This is a genomic window from Paenibacillus selenitireducens (assembly GCF_002021565.1).
In the GTDB taxonomy this organism is placed as follows: domain Bacteria; phylum Bacillota; class Bacilli; order Paenibacillales; family Paenibacillaceae; genus Paenibacillus_K; species Paenibacillus_K selenitireducens.
Window position 1 is genome coordinate 35,558 of sequence record NZ_MSZX01000019.1, and the last position, 17,600, is coordinate 53,157.

The window sequence follows — 17,600 nt, forward strand, 5'->3', positions numbered from 1 at the left end:
TCGAGGGATTCGTATGAAAATTTCGGAATCATGGATTGAAAAAGAAAATAGTATTGTACGACAGCATCTCATTGCGTATAATCTATCACAAGTTTCAGGACTTACGGATAACGTGGGTACGATTGAAATTACGATGTCAGACGATAACGATGTCGTCGTGGCAGGGATTACCGCTTCGATCTATTGGAAGCAAATGCACGTTGATTTTTTGTGGGTCGATGAATCCTTACGCGGACAACATAAAGGCTCTGAATTGCTTGCGAAGGCTGAAGATATTGCCAGACAACATCATTGCAGATATATACAACTCGATACCTTTAGCTTTCAAGCGCCTGATTTTTATCAAAAAAGAGGGTATACGGTGTTTGGTATCTTAGAAGATTCTCCGTGTGACGGAGCGAAGCAGTACTTTTTAAAGAAAATCATAAATGAGTAAACAACCTCAATAGAGGAAAAAGCAAAATCCCCGCTAACCACGCAAGGTTGACGGGGATTTTTTGTGCATGCACCGCTCCAACATTTGACTTCATTGTTCATAAAGTGTATGGTGTGTATGTAAGAACATCACACTGTGCGTATCCAGAAAGGTGATCACACCCCTATGAAGATATTAATATCAAATACATCCGACAAACCTTTATATCAACAAATAAAGGACCAGATCAAGGATGCGATTTTGAAGGGCGAGATCCATGAAGGGGATTCGCTTCCTTCTATCCGCAACTTCGCCAACGATTTAAAAGTTAGCGTACTAACGATCAGGCGTGTCTATGATGAATTGGAAAATGAAGGGTTTATCACGAGCCAAGTGGGGATTGGTACGTTTATTTCCTCCGGTAACATCGAATTGCTTCGAGATTCCAAACGGCACCTCGTTGAGCAAAAAATGCAGGATGTCATACAAACGGCAAAGACACTAGGTATTTCCAGAGCTGAATTGGATGAAATGATGGATATTTTATTTGAGGATGGTGATTGAGATGAGTAATATCGTGGAAATTTCGGGCTTGAACAAAAACTATGGGAATTTTGAACTTCGTGACATTCATTTTTCTTTACCAGAAGATTGTATTACGGGCTTTATCGGCATCAATGGGGCAGGCAAAACAACCACCATACGGACGATGCTCGGTCTTGCACATCAAGACTCAGGTCAAATCAAGATTTTCGGCAAAGACATCAAAAAACATGGGCGTGAGTTGAAGAATCGAATTGGAATTGTGCTGGATGAGGGGTGTTTTTATGACGAATTGACGATGGCTGAAATGAAAAGTATCATTGCCCCAGCCTATTCGCGTTGGAATGAAAAGGATTATAAAAACAATATGGATCGTTTTTCCCTTCATTCCAATCAGCAGATCTCAACGTTGTCCAAGGGGATGCGTATGAAGTTTGCTTTGACCTTAGCCCTTTCACATCAAGCAGATTTACTTATTATGGATGAACCGACGAGTGGATTGGACCCTCTCATCCGAATCGAGATGTTAGAAATTCTTCTGGACTATATGAAGCAAGGGGGCAAAGGCGTTTTCTTTTCTACGCATATTACTTCTGATTTAGATAAAGTTGCAGATATGTTAATTCTTATTAATCAGGGAGAAATTTTGTTCGAGGAAGATAAAGATGTATTAATGGATTCACACCGTGTAGTCAAAGGGAAAGGGCACCATTTGAACGATGAAAATAGGGAGTTGTTTTTAACGATACAGGAAACTCATTTTGGCTTTACAGGCATCACGAACCAATTAGCGCAGGTCCAAGCAAGCTTGAGAGAAGACATTATCATCGAAAGGCCAACGATAGAAGATATTATGCTAGCCTATGTCAGAGGAGGTAAACATCATGTTATTGCATCTAGTTAAGAAAGACATTCTCATAGCTAAAAAATACGTTTGGATTATGATGGTCGTGGCTATAGCGATCCCGCTCTTTTTTATGGTGCGTGCACCTGATCTCTTGGGGGTTAGTGCATTTCTTACGTCGGTGGTTTTCACGGAGCTCATGCTGTTTCAATCCGTTTCAATGGCAGAACTCAAATATCCCAAAGCGGCTGCTTTGCTATGTGCTGCTCCCATTTCCCGCAGTGCGATCGTTCTAGCAAGATATATTTTCCTGATATTCATATTTGCTTATTGTTACGTGACGTATAGCCTCATGGCATGGATCATGGCTCCCATTGAACATCTTACACTCATTCATGTGCTTACTGTCCTGCTTATTTCAACCATCTTAATTTCTGTATATACGCCTATTCAGTATAAATACGGGTATGAAAAAACAAAGTATTTTTTCTCGATTCTGATCGTTGCCACACCATTTGTATTGCCAGCGATCATAAAATCAAATATGTTATCCCAATTTGATGGTTTTTTTACTTTGCCTGAATCTATCCAATACTTAACCCTCATTGCAGCTATAATGATTAGCAATTGTATTTCCATATACGCCTCGATTCGTATTTATTCAAATAAGGAATTACTGTAGACATGCACCCCTTAGAATGGACATTGGAGAGCCCCCGGGTTATTCGATGAAATTCTAAAGGGTGCATTTTATGCTATTAATGTAATAAAATCCATGGATTGGATGCACAATAAGGGTTGTTAACAGCGCATGGATGGCTGCACGAAGGAGAACGGTTCATGGTAATGCGTAAACCCATTACATACTTGCAAGTGTGTTTTATATTAAGCATGTCCACAGGATTATTAAACCATGTTACCATCATACCGCTATTGCTGCGTGAGACGCATAAAGATGGCTGGATAAGCGTATTACTGGCGCTCTTTCTGAGCATTTGCTGGATTCCGCTTCTCTTATGGATCATGGGCAAAAAAGGGACAGAGTTGTTATTTCCCTGGTTATGTAGACAAGGTGGGAAGTTCACGGCATGGATTATTACCATACTACTCATCGCATATTTAATACTGGCTGCATTTGTTACTATACAGGACACATCCACATGGACGAAAATCTCCTATTTGCCGAGCACCCCAATGCTTATCATTGCAGCTACAATGGTTTTGCTATCTTTAGCAAGTGCGCTTGCTGGCATACAGGCGATCGCCATTTGTGCTGGAGTCTTCCTTCCCGTCGTGGTCGTATTAGGCTATTTCGTGATGGGGGCCAATTTTCAATTCAAAGACTATTCCCTCATGCTGCCGATGCTGGAGAATGGCATTTCCCCGGTCATTCGCGGATTAGTGTTTATCGGAGGGGGAATGACGGAACTAATTTTTGTCCTTTTGATGCAGTCCCATCTTTCGAAAAAACCGGGTTTTTGGGGCATGTCCATTTTGGCTGTCATTCTAGCGGGGCTGACGATAGGTCCTTATCTGGGATCGATCGCTAATTTTGGGGTTGTCAACGCGTCTTCGATGCGTTATCCCGCTTTTGAACAGTGGAGAATTGTTACGGCAGGCAAATATATCGAACATTTAGATGTGCTATCGATATATCAATGGTTATCCGGATCATTTATCCGCATTTCATTGATGTTTTTTCTTATGATAGATCTGCTGCCTTTGCGGAGTCTGAATCGTCGAGTCGTTGCCGGTTTGGTGGCGGCCGCTATCATTATATTAGTTGTGATCGTGGGCAAAGATGATTTCTTTTTTGTTGAAATGCTGCATTCTTTTTATTTTCCAAGCGTAACATGTGGGCTTATTCTGCTTTCGCTGCTGCTTGCACTTCTGGCCGCTAGACATCAACGACAATCTTAAGGAGCGGTTATCTATGGACAAGAACCCTATTCCAACCTCTAACTCGTCTAATGAACTGGGGGGACAACCGACGTTAACGATCAATCAGTTATTGACCTGCTTAGTTGATTGTGGAGACGTCCGGAGTGAGACCCATCTATTTGGCCCTTCCGAAAATTCCTATAAAGTTGTTTTGATTTATTGTGATGGTCTAGCCGACATGAAGCAGTTGAATCAATATGTCATTCCGCTCTTGGCATCGTTACTGGAAAAAGCGAATACCTTGAATAGCTTGGATCGTAATAATCCGCTTACGCTGCAGCCCATTCTTCCAACAGCAGCGATACAAGCGGTAGAAATGATTCTGTTTTCAGGTCAGCTTATCATTGGCATTGAACAGGATAATCTACTCTACGCCGTCAATATTGCAAACCCGCCCAATCGTACTCCTGAAGAGTCCAATACAGAAATCTCCATTAAAGGTCCGAAGGATGGATTTACGGAGGACTTATCCACGAATATAGCACTCATACGCAAGCGAATGCGTACGCGTTCGCTGAAATGCGAGATCTATACCATAGGCGTACGAAGCCAGACCAAAGTATCATTAATGTATGTGTCAGATATCATGAATTCAGATATATTGAATGATGTGAGGCAGCGGCTGCAGAAAATCGACACCGACGCGGTTGTAAGCAGTTCCCAGCTGGGTGAGGCATTAGGGGACTCTAAGTATGCTCTGTTTCCGATGCTCGATTATATCGGTCGCCCTGATTACGTCGTGCAATCGCTTGTTCGAGGGAGATTCATCATTATTGCCGAGGGATCGCCCATGGTACTGATAGGTCCAGCAAATTTATTATTAACACTCAAATCGCCGGAGGATATCCATTTTCCTTATTTCTTCGTTGCGTTTCAAAGAATACTACGATTCATCGGATTGTTTATTTCTATTTTTATGCCGGGGATCTGGATTTCCTTGATCGCCTTTAATCTGGAACAGCTTCCATTTTCACTTCTGGCAACCGTTACGATTTCCCGCTTAGGACTACCCTTTTCCGCGCCTATGGAAATGATATTGATGCTCGGTTTATTCGAAATTTTCCGCGAAGCGGGGATCCGCCTACCCAAAGCCGTGGGACAAACTGTCGCCGTCGTAGGCGGTATAATTATAGGAGACGCCGCCATTCGTGCGGGACTAAGTTCAGCTACAACCCTTGTTGTGGCGGCAGTTACCGCAGTGGCTACCTTTACCCTTGTCAACCAGTCATTAAGCGGAACGGTAAGTATTCTGCGTTTATTCGTGCTCATCGTTTCATCCGTACTTGGGATGTATGGATTTATTATTTCTTTGATCACAATCGTGTTCTACTTATCTATACAGCAAGCATTCGGCATCCCTTACCTTGCGCCCATATCGCCCCCGATCTTTAGAGACATGATTGTGGCGTTGTTCACCTTACCCGTCAAAATATTGAAACGTCGTCCGGCTATGCTGCATACGACCGACGATACGCGGCAAGGGGAGGACTCGACATGACCAGATTAAGATGTCGAACGAGAAACTCCGGTACGAAGATCCTCAGAATCGGAAAAACCTGTGCCATGTTCAGTGTCTGTTGCATGATGATACTCTCGCTGACAGGTTGCTGGGATATCAAAAGCGTGCAAGACATTAATTATATTACCGGCTTAGGGATCGACTATAAGAATGGGAAATATGTCGTGTATACCCAAACATTAGACTTCTCACGGGTTGCCAAGCAAGAAGGCGCGAAGAGTCAAGGCAAACCAGAGGTATGGGTAGGGCGGGGAGAAGGCTTGAGTCTCGATGCTGCGGTTAATGACATCTACACGGCCGCTACGCTTCAGATTGTTTGGGATCATGTAGCGGTAATCGTGTTTAGTGAAGATGCGTTGCGGCAAGACGTATTCAAAATGATGGACTCTTTCCTTCGTTTCGCCGGGATCCGATACACACAAAGCGTCTTTGGGACGAAAGAGTATATCCCTGATTTGTTCATCACTCCGCCGATTCCGTACAATATTTCTCCCTTAGCATCCATACTTCATGCACCGTATGATGTAGTGAGGCAGCAGGCCGTCATTCCTCCGATCCGGCTGCGGCTTATGGTCGTGGAATTGACGGAGCCGGGTTCTACATTGCTGTTACCCAGTCTTGCGATCACGAATACAAGATGGAAGGAAAGCAATAAAGAAGTTAGTCAGTTCCAAATTAACGGCGCATTCGCACTCCAAGACGGTACCTATCGGAGTTGGTTCAGTCAGGAACAAATGAATGGCTTACGGTGGGTGTCCAACAAAGTCAAACGAACTCACATCGATATCGGATCCGGAGAAAAACCTCAAGCCGTGCTTACGTTAAACGCACCTAAATTAAAAGTTGACGTTGCTTTACGAGGTGGCGTTCCTAAGTACAAGCTGAAAATAAATATCCACGGCAACGTGGATGAAGTAACGGGGAATTTGTCTAAAGCTCAAATGACCTCGTTAGCTGAGCAAAAAATACGTGACGAAGTGAAGCGTACGTTTGAAACGGGACTCCAGCATAAGACAGATGTGTACTCGTTGCGGAACTACTTGTATCACAAATATGTCCATACATGGAAACGAAAACGAGACGGGGAATTGCTGCAGCTAACCCCTGACTCGATCGAAAAGATCGAAGTCAAGGTGCAGATTGAGCATGCAGGGATGAACCAATTGCATCGTACGCAATTTAGGTATCGTTCTTCGTCGAGAAACATGAAATGACCGCTCTCCCATGGAATACGGAGAAGCGGTCGCTGCTTCATGATGTCTTTTTAGCTTATATCTTTTGACGGAATCTGAAGCGTGACCTGCGTTTCGATCCCCTCCACACTACGTAGGGTTAACCCATATTCTTGCCCGTACATCAACTTGGCCCGGTCATTCACATTTTTGAGTCCATACCCTTTAGACTGGGATTGAAGCAAGAGGGGGAGTCGTTCTTGCTGAATACCGATTCCATTATCTTCTACATCGAAGACAATGCATCCGTCTACTAGATTACCCGATAGAACAATTTTACCTCCGCCATCTTCTCTATTTTCGATGCCGTGAATAATAGCATTTTCAATGAGAGGTTGGAGCATCAGGTTAGGCATATGGTAGGGGAGAATGACATCATCGATGTTGTATTCCACCTCAAAGCTGTTGCTGTGCATATTGAGCTGAATTTGGATGTAGGACTGTACGTTCAGAATTTCATCGGAAACCGAAATCATGTTATTGCCTTTATTGAGCGTGGTCCGATAGAACGTGGATAGGTGCTGAGCCATCCCACTGATATCGGTCGCTCGAATTCGAATCGCCCGCCAATTAATGATCGACAGTGCATTGTATAGAAAATGAGGGTTGATCTGCGCCTGTAGAGCTTTCATTTCATACTCTTTCCGCGCGATCTCCTCGACGTACACTTTGTCGATCAGCATTTTGGTTTGGTCGACCATGTTGCCGAATCCTCGGATTAAGTCCCCGATCTCGTCCTTGGATTGGCTAGTTACCGTGACCTCTAACGATCCCTGTTCCACCGTTCGCATGTTATCGCGTAGACGCTCAATCCGGTTAATGAATTTTCGGGAAAAAAGACTGCCAGCTACCGCAACAGCGGCAATACAAGCTGCAATCATAACGAGGACGGTTGAGACGATCCACCAAGCAGAGTTCGTAATCAAACTCGTCGGTTTACATAGCATGACGTTCCATCCTGAGATCGGAATATCGGATTGCAATACGGTGTACTTCTTCCCCTTCCAACGGAGCTCATCCATCGGGTTGTCGGGTGCCATGTGGGAAGAAGAGAATCCTTTTATGCCATCGGATGAAAAGATCGTCCGTCCATTTTCGTCCTTGACGAGTACCTCCGAACCTTGTGAGAGCAAGGCTTCAAAGGGTTTGAATAGGGTATTGTAGTTTACGCGTGCATATAATACATTTTCTTTCGGGTTCTTCTGCTTCGTATTGATGATACGGCGGACGCTAATGACATCTTTATTGTCGGTAAACCACAATACATCGACCGATTTCATCACGGGCGGGTACCAATCTTTGTTTTTAATTTCATCTAGGGGTCTAACGGTATTCCCATGCTCATGCAGGTTGGTTCCCGTGTACAATGTAATTTGTTCTACGCCTGTATTCAGATAACGAGCCGTAAAGAAATTCTGATCGATCACATTTTTTAACTGATCATACATTTCAAATGTACTTGTGTATGTATGGTTGGCTGCATTGACAATCTCTTGATTAAAGCTCAAAAAGTTCATGAGCTTATTGTAACCGTCCAGTTGACTGTTTAAAGTTAAAACGCTTTGATTTAGGGCAGCCTTTAAATTGGATTTCGACTGCGAGATCAGGAGGGATCGGGTTTCTTGAAAGCAGAAGCCCCCCAATACGATCACAGGTATCATACTAATTAACAGAAAAGCAAGCTTGATTTTGGTTTGAAACTTCAAGTCATGAATGTTCTGCTGAAGTGCCCGCCACGGTTGCATGGTGTTCCTCCTGATGCTCAAGCGATTTCTGGTTAGACTGTCTGAATTTCTCCGGTGTGTGTCCATAGAAATCTCTGAAATTCTGGCAGAAATACGAAATATTACGATAACCCACCGCGCTGCAAATATTTGATATTTTGAGATGCGTATTTGTCAGCAGATCCTTTGCTTTCTGCATCCGTACGTTTTTAATATATTTATTGAGCCCACAGCCCGTTCTCTTCTTGAAAATAGAGCTGAGATAGTGGGGCGACAGATATACCTTCGCCGCAAGCAGCTCCAAACTCAGGTCATCTGCATAATGTTCTTCAATATATTGTTTGACGGCTTCCACATCGCGGTTCAGCGCAGGTTCATAGTCGGGTAAAGCCTGTTCGAGTTGATCGATACCTTCAAACATAATATCTCTGATATCCCGTAAATCTTCAGCCTTGTAGATACTCTCAATTGCAGCTTGGAGTTTCATTTCCGATGAAGGCATCGTATGGATCATGATTTCCTGATAGATCGAGGAGAACATATACTTCACATACAATTGCGAAAATTGAACCTGACGCACATATTTCTGATACAGGATCTCTGTGTTTGCTCGTAGACTAAAAATATCTTCATCCTTCAAATTACTCCGAATCTGATCCAACAGATAGCTATCGGTCGTGTCAGGAATCATTTGCTCCGTGAAATACAAGTCATTTTTCGCATCAAATATGAAAGTATCTGGCAGGAAGAACCGGTATTCCATCAATTCCTCTAAGGGAGTCAATATATGAGCTAGTTCTTGTAGCGAAGTTACTTCCTCTTTCATAGCCAGATAACAATTCACGTTATAGGTATCCAGGATACGATTGTGCAGGTGCATCGATAATTCAGAATTAGAATAGCGAGAGGGTCGATCACGCTCGGGAAACAGCAGCAGACTTTGACATCCGTTAAGATTTAAATAATCCGCAGGTGTATCTAGCAAGCCAAGAAGGAACTCTTCGAAATCCGAACCGGCATTTTCAAAGAAATCTTTCTCAAATTCTAATAACAACATTCGATTATAATGGCTCGGCAAGCCGATAGATAGTCCATGAGAGGGCGAAGGGTCACCGACGCCGTTGATCAGAGAGAAGAGCACATGTTTCCTGGCATAGGCCAGCTTTTTTTGTGTTGCTTCTGCTTCTTGCTGTTGGTTCGCTAAGTCGCGAATCACTTTTTCCATCGTATTTTGGAATGCATCTACATGAATGGGTTTGAGCAGATAATCAGAGACCCCGAGCGAGAGGGCGGTCTTGGCATACTCGAATTCGGCAAAGCCGCTGAACAAGATCACCTTTAATTTGGGGTACATGTGCAGTGCTTGTTTTGTAAGCTGCAATCCATCCATGATCGGCATCCGTACATCGGTAAACAGAATATCTATAGCATGTCGTTCCAAGCATTCGAGCGCTTTTCGACCGTTTTCGGCAACATGCATGTGGAGAGGGAAACCGAGTTCCTGAATGAGGAACGTGATTCCCTCCCGCTCTTCCTTATGATCGTCCACCACCAGTATGGTCAACATGTGCGTCCACCTTTCGATACGTTATGACATCATCTTAGTATACCATCTTGGGAATGAGCAATTTCCTGATGTAAAATGAAGTATTTTTTTGTGTAAATCACAATTATTTTGCGTTTACGATTCTTAGCAGAGAACGATAGAATAAAAAAAGTAACTATAAGATTTGTTTTGAAGCAAGCCGGCGCTTTGAAACCGTTATCCTACGAGAGAGATTTTATATCATTAGGGGAGGTTCTTGTGATGACAGTAAAATTCAGACGTACATGTTCCATCCTATTGGCAGCACTTTTATCCGTAGCTATGGTTGGTTGTTCGAAGGCCGACACGTCTACCACAAATACGTCTAGTGTAAAATTGAATGACCCTGCGTGGAAAGAAGCAATGACGACGCCTTTTGGCGCATATCCAGAGACGGTTACGTATTCCGTGGGACAGATGGCAACAAAATTTACGCTGCTGGCAGGATCGCCATATGCGAAGGACAATGCGACGAACAATGTATGGACAAGATATTTCAAGGATAAACTCAACGTCCAAAATACGTCCAAGTTCGAAGCAAATGATGGCAAGGACTACAATCAAAAAGTGTCGATGGCGATCGTAAGTGGTGAAATTCCGGATATTATGGTGGTGCCTGATTATTCCACCTTGCAACAACTTTACGAAAATGACCTGATTGCAGATCTGACGGATGCTTATAAAAATTCGACCAGTGATCGTATTAAAGAGATTTATGATTCGTATGGCGGACGTGTCCTAGACAGCGCGAAGTTTGATGGTAAATTGATGGCGCTGCCAACCACGGAAATCTCGCATGGTCCTGGGATTCTGTGGCTGCGCAAAGATTGGATGGACAAGCTTGGACTCCAAGAACCGAAAACAATGGATGATATTGAACACATTATCAAGGAGTTTGTAGAAAAAGACCCCGGTGGGAACGGAGCCGGAAAAACGGTAGGTCTTGTGGTTGATAATGAAAACGTTGCCGGCATTTCTGGCGGACAATATACATTTAATAATATTTTTGCGTTGTATGGTGCCTTCCCAAAACAGTGGATGGATGACGGCAAAGGAAATGCGGTATATGGATCGATTCAACCTGAGATGAAGCCTGCATTGACGAAACTATCTGATATGTACAAGAAAGGCTTGATCGATCGTCAGTTTGCCGTGCGTACAGGGGATGATCGGAAGGCCTTACTTACAAGCGGAAAAAGCGGATCGTTCATCGACAACTGGTGGGGAAGCTGGATTGTAGCGGATTCGCTTAAATTGAACAAGGATGCGAAATGGGTGTCTTATGTTGCACCGCAATCCGAAGATGGTTCGGTTACGATGTTCACAGGCAATCCATCCAGCAGTTACCTCGTCGTTCGCAAAGGTTTCGAACATCCTGAACTCGCAGCCAAAATCGTAAGTCTTCAATACGATTATCAACGTTATGAGGAAAAGGACGAGGCAACGTTAAAGGAATTTTCCGATTACAGTGCGTTAAACGTATCAGGATCTCCCATTGTCATTAACATCGATTACTATGACGCCTTTTACCGTAATGTCGGGATCATGAAACATGCGCTAGAAACAGGAGACCCAAGTGAATTGAAGAGCAATAACGATATCAGTGCGTATCACTCGTATAAGAGTTACTTAGATAGTGTGAAAAGCGGCAAAGCCCCAGATCCCAACGCATGGGCCGGGTATACAGCCAGTATTACGACTGCCAGCTTAGTGGAGAAATCAAATATCAAAGAAGTGAATCCCGTATTTTTTGGAAGTACGGCATCTATGGCGCTCAAATGGCCAACGTTATCCAAAATGGAGCTTGAAATGTATCTGAAGATCATAACGGGGGACCAAACGCCTGACGATTTCGATAAGTTCGTGGATACCTGGAAAAAAACCGGCGGCGATTTGATTACGAAGGAAGTCAACGAAGCGCTTGCAGCCAAATGATGTTGAAAGAGATGATTCGAAATGAAAAATAAAAAAGATCAGACAGCGTTCCATTTGATGCTCGCACCCGGCATGATTTTTCTCATCATTTTCTCGTTTATTCCGATGTTTGGGATCGTGATGGCGTTCCAAAATTACGTTCCAGCCAAAGGAATTAGCGGCTCGTCCTGGGTAGGACTGGATAATTTTAAATTTATGCTCCAAATTCCCGACAGCAAGCAGATTTTTGCGAATACGATTATCATCGCGTTATGGAAAATTGTTGTGGGCACCATTGTTTCCATCGTATTCGCCTTATTATTGAATGAAATTCGTGTACGTTTTGCCAAACGGTTCATGCAGACGGTTGTTTATTTGCCGAACTTCCTGTCGTGGGCCATCTTGGCTACCGTCGTGATGAATATTTTCTCTTATGAAGGTCCTGTGAATGCATTTTTAGGTTGGTTTGGGATTGACCCCGTCTTGTTTATGGCGAGCAATACCTGGTTCAGACCGATGCTGATATTAACGGATGTATGGAAAGGCTTCGGATACGGCTCGATCATCTATTTAGCCTCTTTAACCGCAATCGATCCGGGACTTTACGAAGCAGCTTCCATGGATGGGGCGAACCGGTTTAAAAAGCTATGGTACGTCACCTTGCCAGGTTTGATGCCTACCATTTTGCTGGTCACGACCTTAAACCTCCCGAACGTATTGAATGCAGGCTTCGACCAAATCTTCAATCTGTATAATCCGTTGGTATACCAAACGGCCGATATTATTGACACGTATGTCTATCGGGTGGGGCTTGTAGAAAGACAATATAGCTTGGGTACGGCTGTCGGCCTCTTACGGTCTGTCGTCGGGATCATCTTGATTCTTTCTGCGAATAAATTGGCTCAGAAACTTACAGATTATCGTATTTTCTAAAGAAGGGGGTGTCTCCCATTTACGTACATACCGTCAAAAGCCGTGTTGCAGATATTATTATCTGGGTATTGTTGCTGGCTTTTACCTTGTCCTGTCTTATTCCTTTAGTCAACCTAGTAGCGATTTCCTTCAGTGACAATGCGGCGGCTTCCGCAAATCTTGTGAGTATTTTTCCGGTGAATCCGACGTTCAGCTCGTATGAGAAGCTGTTGTCAGATACCCAGTTTTGGCGTTCGTTTATGATCTCGGTCGAGCGGGTCGTGTTAGGTCTGATTGTGAATGTAGGACTCATGATTCTGACAGCTTATCCGTTATCCAAAAGTTCGAGACAATTCCGTGGTCAGAAAATATACATGAATCTTGTTATTTTCGCGATGTTATTTTCTGGCGGACTGATTCCTACGTTTATGGTGGTCAAAGAACTTCATCTGTTGGACTCCATTTGGGCGTTAATCTTGCCTGGAGCCGTACCGATCGGGAATGTCATCCTGCTGATGAATGCCTTCCGTGCGGTGCCCAAATCTTTAGAAGAAGCGGCTAAGATCGACGGAGCATCGCAATGGCGAATATTAGGACGCATTTATCTTCCTGTGGTACTGCCAACGCTCGCTACCGTTACACTCTTTACGATCGTAGGGCATTGGAATGATTACTTTGGCGCCTTGGTTTATATTAACAAAGCTGCGAATTATCCGCTCCAAACCTATATCCAGCAGTTGAGTGTGGAAGTTCAGAACATCACGGATCCGGAGAAACTCATGGAATTAGCCAAAATATCGGATAAGACGCTGAATGCGGCGAAAATCGTTGTGTCCACCTTACCGTTGCTCTTGATTTATCCGTTTATGCAGAAGTATTTTGTATCCGGGATTGTTGTTGGTTCTGTGAAAGAATAAACGTATGCACAACAAGAAATGAATAGAAAATGTATTGTAGCCGGCCGCTGTGAGCTCTCATAGCGGTCTGCTAATTTCAAAGGAGTTTGACATATACAATGAAAAAAACATGGTGGAAAGAAGCAGTAGCCTATCAAGTGTACCCTCGAAGCTTTATGGATGCGAATGGAGACGGCATCGGCGACATTCAAGGGATGATATCCAAGCTGGATTATATTCAAGACCTTGGGATCGACGTGATTTGGATCTGTCCGATGTATAAATCTCCGAATGACGATAACGGATATGATATCAGTGATTATCAAGACATTATGGATGAGTTCGGTACGATGGCTGATTTCGATCAATTGCTGGCAGAAGTGCACAAGCGCGGCATGAAGTTGATTATCGACCTTGTGATTAACCATACGAGCGATGAGCATCCATGGTTTATTGAATCCCGTTCTTCCACAGATAACCCCAAACGGGATTGGTATATTTGGAGAGATGGTAAAGAGGGGAAAGAACCGAATAATTGGGAAAGCATTTTTAGCGGTTCCGCCTGGAAATATGACGAAGCGACAGAGCAATATTATATGCATATTTTCTCTGCCAAGCAGCCGGATCTGAACTGGCGTAATCCAGAAGTTCGGCAGTCCATCTATCAGATGATGAAGTGGTGGCTTGATAAGGGCATTGACGGCTTCCGTGTGGATGCGATCAGTCACATTAACAAAGAAGAAGGGCTGCGGGATATCCCCAATCCCAACAAGCAGAAATATGTACCTTCCTATGCGAAACATATGAATGTGAAGGGCATCCAACGCTATTTGGAAGAATTAAAAGAAGAGACTTTTGCGAAATACGATATTATGACGGTTGGAGAAGCCAATGGTGTGAGCGCCGAGAACCCGCAAGATTTGATCGATTGGGTCAGCGAGGACAATGGGAAGTTCAATATGATTTTCCAATTCGAGCATATGGGACTGTGGAATCATACAAGTGAAGGCAGAAACCTGAATATACTGGGCTTAAAAAGAACTTTAACGAAATGGCAGAAATCCCTGGAAGGCATCGGTTGGAACGCTTTGTTTATCGAAAATCATGATCAGCCGAGACGAGTGTCCACTTGGGGAAATGATGAGGAATATTGGTTTGAAAGCGCGACGGCACTAGCCACCATGTATTTCTTGATGCAAGGGACTCCTTTTATTTATCAAGGGCAAGAAATCGGGATGACGAACGTGAAGTTTCAGACGATTGAAGAATATGACGATGTTGCCGTTCGCAACATGTACCGGATCCAGCGGGAAGAAGGGGTTCCTCATGAAGAAATCATGAAGACGATCTGGGCGTCCAGCCGGGATAACTCCAGAACTCCGATGCAGTGGTCTGCCGCAGAAAATGCCGGTTTTACGACAGGGAAGCCGTGGCTCGGTGTCAATGAAAACTACAAACATCTGAATGTTCAGGACCAGCTTCAAGATGAAGGTTCTGTGCTGAACTACTATAAGAAGATGATCAAGCTGAAGAAAGCCAATGAGATATTCACCTATGGTACCTATGAGCTTGTGATGCCGGAACATTCAACGGTCTTTGCTTATACACGCACGTTTAACGAAGAGCAAGTGCTTATCATCACCAACTTGTCGGAGGACGTAGTGGAACTTAACGAGCAAGAATGTGAATTTACTGCTGCGAAGCTATGGCTCTCTAACTATGCGAATGGCGAGAACTCGTTCACGTTGCGTCCTTATGAAGCTAGAGTCTATTGCATGGGATCATTGTAAGGAATTTTGTTTGTCTGATAAATCTGTGCACGAGGAGGATTGTCATGAATTGTAATCAAGAAAATACATCGATTTTAGATGACATGAAAATGTTCGTCCCGCGTGAAGCCAATCGCGCGATTTCGTTTACGAATAAGGAGGCGGCATTTTACTTTACCCAGTCGCATCAAACCAATCATGTGGAGTATGCATTTTTTGAGGGATTGAATATCGCGAAGAATAGAATTTTTGGCGGGTACACCTTATTCGCAAGCCATCAATTGCTTGATAACCAAAAAGCAGAGGTCTGGGCTTACCCGTATAAAATGGTGCGTAGGCATGAAGAGTTGACCGAAGAACTCTGGATGTTCGATCATCAAAACCTGCTGGAAATCCGTCTTATCGGCGCACAGGGAACCATTGGCATTGCACTAAAGGGAGAGCACCTTACCTATCTGAACCAACAAGATCAGATCGCTTTCTTCCGTTCTATGGAAGGGGATTGGATCGTAGCTGTAAGTGCGATCAACCTCTCACCTTTGCAAATGGAAAATCAAATCATTACAGCTGAAGCGAACGCAGACGGGTTCTATATCGGTGTATGTAAGACGACGGACGAAGCAGTCACCCTGATCAACCATGCAAGACATCATGCTGCGGCCATGAAACAGGAACGCGTGAAGCGGATGGAAGATTTCTTGCGCCACAATGCACAGGTAACAAGCCAGGATGATACGCTTACCTTGGCTTTGAATTGGTTGAATATCACGATGGATCAATTGGTTACCAGACAACAAGGGGATGGGATTTATGCCGGGCTGCCATGGTTTAATGAGTACTGGGGGCGCGATCAATTCATTTCACTCCCGGGTGCCACGTTAGTTACAGGGCAATTCGAGACCGCGAGAAATATCCTGCTGTCCTTCGCCGAGTTCCAGAACACAGACGAAGATTCCATCTATTTCGGTAGAGTTCCCAATATTCTAGCCCCTGAAAATATTGATTACCATACAACCGACGGTACACCGCGTTTTATTATCCAATTACAGGATTATGTGAAATATTCAGGGGACACCGCAATTATCGAAGAGCTCTACCCTGCTGTACAAAACAGCATCGAAGGTGCCATTAAACATTGGGTAGATGATAAAGGATATTTGATGCACGCCGACAATGAAACTTGGATGGATGCGCGGGATACGAATTTGAATTCATATTCACCTCGAGATACCCGTGCGAATGACATTCAAGCGCTCTGGTATAACCAATTGCGTGCGGGCGTTTACTTTGCCGAATATATGAAGGATCAAGTGAATGTGGATAAATGGAACGGCATTGCCGATCAATTGAAACATCATTTTGAGGTCGATTTCCGAGATCCAGCACACCCTTATTTAGCAGACAGACTGAACGCAGCAGACGAGCCAGAGTTCTCGTTGCGCCCCAACCAATTGTTTGCTTTTGACATGTTCGATGACAATGACTTTAAATCCAAAGCCATTCGCACCGCATGGGAAGAGCTGGTATATCCATGGGGGGTTGCTTCACTTGATCGGCATCATCCTTATTTTCATCCGTTTCATTTAACGCATCATTACCCGAAAGACGAAGCTTACCATAACGGAACGGTCTGGGTATGGCTTAATGGGATTGCCATGCAGCGTATGATTGAAGCGGGGCAGGAAGAGACGGCCTATCAGCTGTTCAAGAACATGAACTGGCAGGCCTTGAATCTAGGCGTCGTTGGCGGACTTTGCGAAAATATGGATGCCTATCCTCATGAAGGAGAGCGGTGGGCTAAACTGACGGGAGCCTATCTGCAAGCATGGTCCAATGCCGAGCAGCTGCGTGTATGGTACCAGTACTTTTTAGGTATCCGTCCGGATTTGATTAACCATACGCTCACGCTTGCGCCAAGGATTCCTGAAGAGATTCAGACGTTGGATTATCATGTAAATATCGGGGATGGACGGATTGAAGCTGCGTATTCCCGTGGGCTTGAAACAACGTATCGATATACGTTCAAGCAGATGGGTCTGAAGGCCGTGATTGATCTATCGCCATTTGAGATGGTACAGATGGATATTGAGCCCAACATGGAGCTGGTTGTAAAACATGCCGGTTCCACGCTGACGGTGACCCTTCGCGATGAGCAAGGCCACGTGATCCAGGAGATCGCTGCAGCGCCGTCCGCATCCCGTGTGGAGCAAGAGGAACGGAATGATCAAATACTGAAGGACGTTGAGTTTGCAAAGCCTATCAGTTTGGAAAATCATCCGGTTATCAAGTCGTAACCTATGATCGAA

General features: G+C 44.1%; 14 protein-coding genes. 12 read left to right on the forward strand and 2 right to left on the reverse strand.

Going from position 1 to position 17,600, the window contains the following annotated elements; translation table 11 throughout:
- The first annotated feature begins 13 nt into the window (after positions 1 to 13).
- From BVG16_RS29355 to BVG16_RS29385, 7 genes are all read left to right on the forward strand, one after another.
- Complete coding sequence (locus tag BVG16_RS29355; RefSeq protein ID WP_078502757.1) at positions 14 to 436, forward strand: GNAT family N-acetyltransferase; 423 nt, start codon at positions 14 to 16, stop codon at positions 434 to 436.
- 165 nt (positions 437 to 601) lie between these two features.
- Complete coding sequence (locus BVG16_RS29360; protein WP_078502758.1) at positions 602 to 979, forward strand: GntR family transcriptional regulator; 378 nt, start codon at positions 602 to 604, stop codon at positions 977 to 979.
- 1 nt (position 980) lies between these two features.
- On the forward strand, positions 981 to 1,862 hold the full coding sequence (locus BVG16_RS29365; protein WP_078502759.1) for an ABC transporter ATP-binding protein: 882 nt from the start codon (positions 981 to 983) through the stop codon (positions 1,860 to 1,862).
- A complete protein-coding gene (locus BVG16_RS29370) occupies positions 1,843 to 2,484 on the forward strand; it encodes an ABC-2 transporter permease (protein WP_078502760.1) in 642 nt (213 codons plus the stop codon). The genes BVG16_RS29365 and BVG16_RS29370 overlap by 20 nt, the downstream gene beginning before the upstream one ends.
- Positions 2,485 to 2,642: 158 nt before the next feature.
- A complete protein-coding gene (locus tag BVG16_RS29375; protein ID WP_078502761.1) occupies positions 2,643 to 3,722 on the forward strand; it encodes an endospore germination permease in 1,080 nt (359 codons plus the stop codon).
- A gap of 13 nt (positions 3,723 to 3,735) precedes the next feature.
- On the forward strand, positions 3,736 to 5,241 hold the full coding sequence (locus BVG16_RS29380) for a spore germination protein (protein ID WP_078502762.1): 1,506 nt from the start codon (positions 3,736 to 3,738) through the stop codon (positions 5,239 to 5,241).
- Entirely contained in the window at positions 5,238 to 6,476 is a 1,239-nt protein-coding gene (locus tag BVG16_RS29385) for a Ger(x)C family spore germination protein (RefSeq protein WP_078502763.1), read from the forward strand. Before BVG16_RS29380 ends, BVG16_RS29385 begins: the two co-directional genes overlap by 4 nt.
- A 50-nt stretch (positions 6,477 to 6,526) precedes the next feature.
- Here the strand turns inward: BVG16_RS29385 and BVG16_RS29390 are convergent, their stop codons facing one another.
- Together BVG16_RS29390 and BVG16_RS29395 are read right to left on the reverse strand one after the other, a co-directional pair.
- Positions 6,527 to 8,239, reverse strand: a complete 1,713-nt coding sequence (locus BVG16_RS29390; protein ID WP_158081835.1) for a cache domain-containing sensor histidine kinase — start codon at positions 8,237 to 8,239, stop codon at positions 6,527 to 6,529.
- Positions 8,202 to 9,785 (reverse strand): response regulator, encoded by a 1,584-nt coding sequence (locus BVG16_RS29395; RefSeq protein ID WP_078502765.1) that lies wholly within the window; start codon positions 9,783 to 9,785, stop codon positions 8,202 to 8,204. The genes BVG16_RS29390 and BVG16_RS29395 overlap by 38 nt, the downstream gene beginning before the upstream one ends.
- Before the next feature lie 240 nt (positions 9,786 to 10,025).
- Between BVG16_RS29395 and BVG16_RS29400 the strand changes: the two genes are divergently transcribed.
- The 5 genes from BVG16_RS29400 (at position 10,026) to BVG16_RS29420 (ending at position 17,588) form a co-directional block, all read left to right on the forward strand.
- Positions 10,026 to 11,738, forward strand: coding sequence for an extracellular solute-binding protein (locus BVG16_RS29400; protein WP_078502766.1), 1,713 nt, complete (start codon positions 10,026 to 10,028; stop codon positions 11,736 to 11,738).
- Between the two features lie 21 nt (positions 11,739 to 11,759).
- A complete protein-coding gene (locus BVG16_RS29405; RefSeq protein ID WP_078502767.1) occupies positions 11,760 to 12,650 on the forward strand; it encodes an ABC transporter permease in 891 nt (296 codons plus the stop codon).
- An 8-nt stretch (positions 12,651 to 12,658) separates the two neighbouring features.
- The gene (locus tag BVG16_RS29410; protein ID WP_408635397.1) at positions 12,659 to 13,546 is read left to right on the forward strand and encodes a carbohydrate ABC transporter permease; all 888 of its coding nucleotides are present in this window, start codon (positions 12,659 to 12,661) and stop codon (positions 13,544 to 13,546) included.
- Positions 13,547 to 13,644: 98 nt separating this feature from the next.
- Positions 13,645 to 15,315, forward strand: a complete 1,671-nt coding sequence (locus BVG16_RS29415) for a glycoside hydrolase family 13 protein (protein ID WP_078502768.1) — start codon at positions 13,645 to 13,647, stop codon at positions 15,313 to 15,315.
- Positions 15,316 to 15,359: 44 nt separating this feature from the next.
- On the forward strand, positions 15,360 to 17,588 hold the full coding sequence (locus tag BVG16_RS29420) for an amylo-alpha-1,6-glucosidase (RefSeq protein ID WP_078502769.1): 2,229 nt from the start codon (positions 15,360 to 15,362) through the stop codon (positions 17,586 to 17,588).
- Positions 17,589 to 17,600 lie beyond the last annotated feature (12 nt).

Bases quoted from the DNA above. Each gene is read 5' to 3' on its own strand.
- BVG16_RS29355 (WP_078502757.1), top strand. From the start codon at position 14: ATGAAAATTTCGGAATCATGGATTGAAAAAGAAAATAGTATTGTACGA.
- BVG16_RS29385 (WP_078502763.1), top strand. From the start codon at position 5,238: ATGACCAGATTAAGATGTCGAACGAGAAACTCCGGTACGAAGATCCTC.
- BVG16_RS29375 (WP_078502761.1), top strand. From the start codon at position 2,643: ATGGTAATGCGTAAACCCATTACATACTTGCAAGTGTGTTTTATATTA.
- BVG16_RS29365 (WP_078502759.1), top strand. From the start codon at position 981: ATGAGTAATATCGTGGAAATTTCGGGCTTGAACAAAAACTATGGGAAT.
- BVG16_RS29420 (WP_078502769.1), top strand. From the start codon at position 15,360: ATGAATTGTAATCAAGAAAATACATCGATTTTAGATGACATGAAAATG.
- BVG16_RS29405 (WP_078502767.1), top strand. From the start codon at position 11,760: ATGAAAAATAAAAAAGATCAGACAGCGTTCCATTTGATGCTCGCACCC.
- BVG16_RS29370 (WP_078502760.1), top strand. From the start codon at position 1,843: ATGTTATTGCATCTAGTTAAGAAAGACATTCTCATAGCTAAAAAATAC.
- BVG16_RS29390 (WP_158081835.1), bottom strand. From the start codon at position 8,239: ATGCAACCGTGGCGGGCACTTCAGCAGAACATTCATGACTTGAAGTTT.
- BVG16_RS29380 (WP_078502762.1), top strand. From the start codon at position 3,736: ATGGACAAGAACCCTATTCCAACCTCTAACTCGTCTAATGAACTGGGG.
- BVG16_RS29415 (WP_078502768.1), top strand. From the start codon at position 13,645: ATGAAAAAAACATGGTGGAAAGAAGCAGTAGCCTATCAAGTGTACCCT.
- BVG16_RS29360 (WP_078502758.1), top strand. From the start codon at position 602: ATGAAGATATTAATATCAAATACATCCGACAAACCTTTATATCAACAA.
- BVG16_RS29395 (WP_078502765.1), bottom strand. From the start codon at position 9,785: ATGTTGACCATACTGGTGGTGGACGATCATAAGGAAGAGCGGGAGGGA.
- BVG16_RS29400 (WP_078502766.1), top strand. From the start codon at position 10,026: ATGACAGTAAAATTCAGACGTACATGTTCCATCCTATTGGCAGCACTT.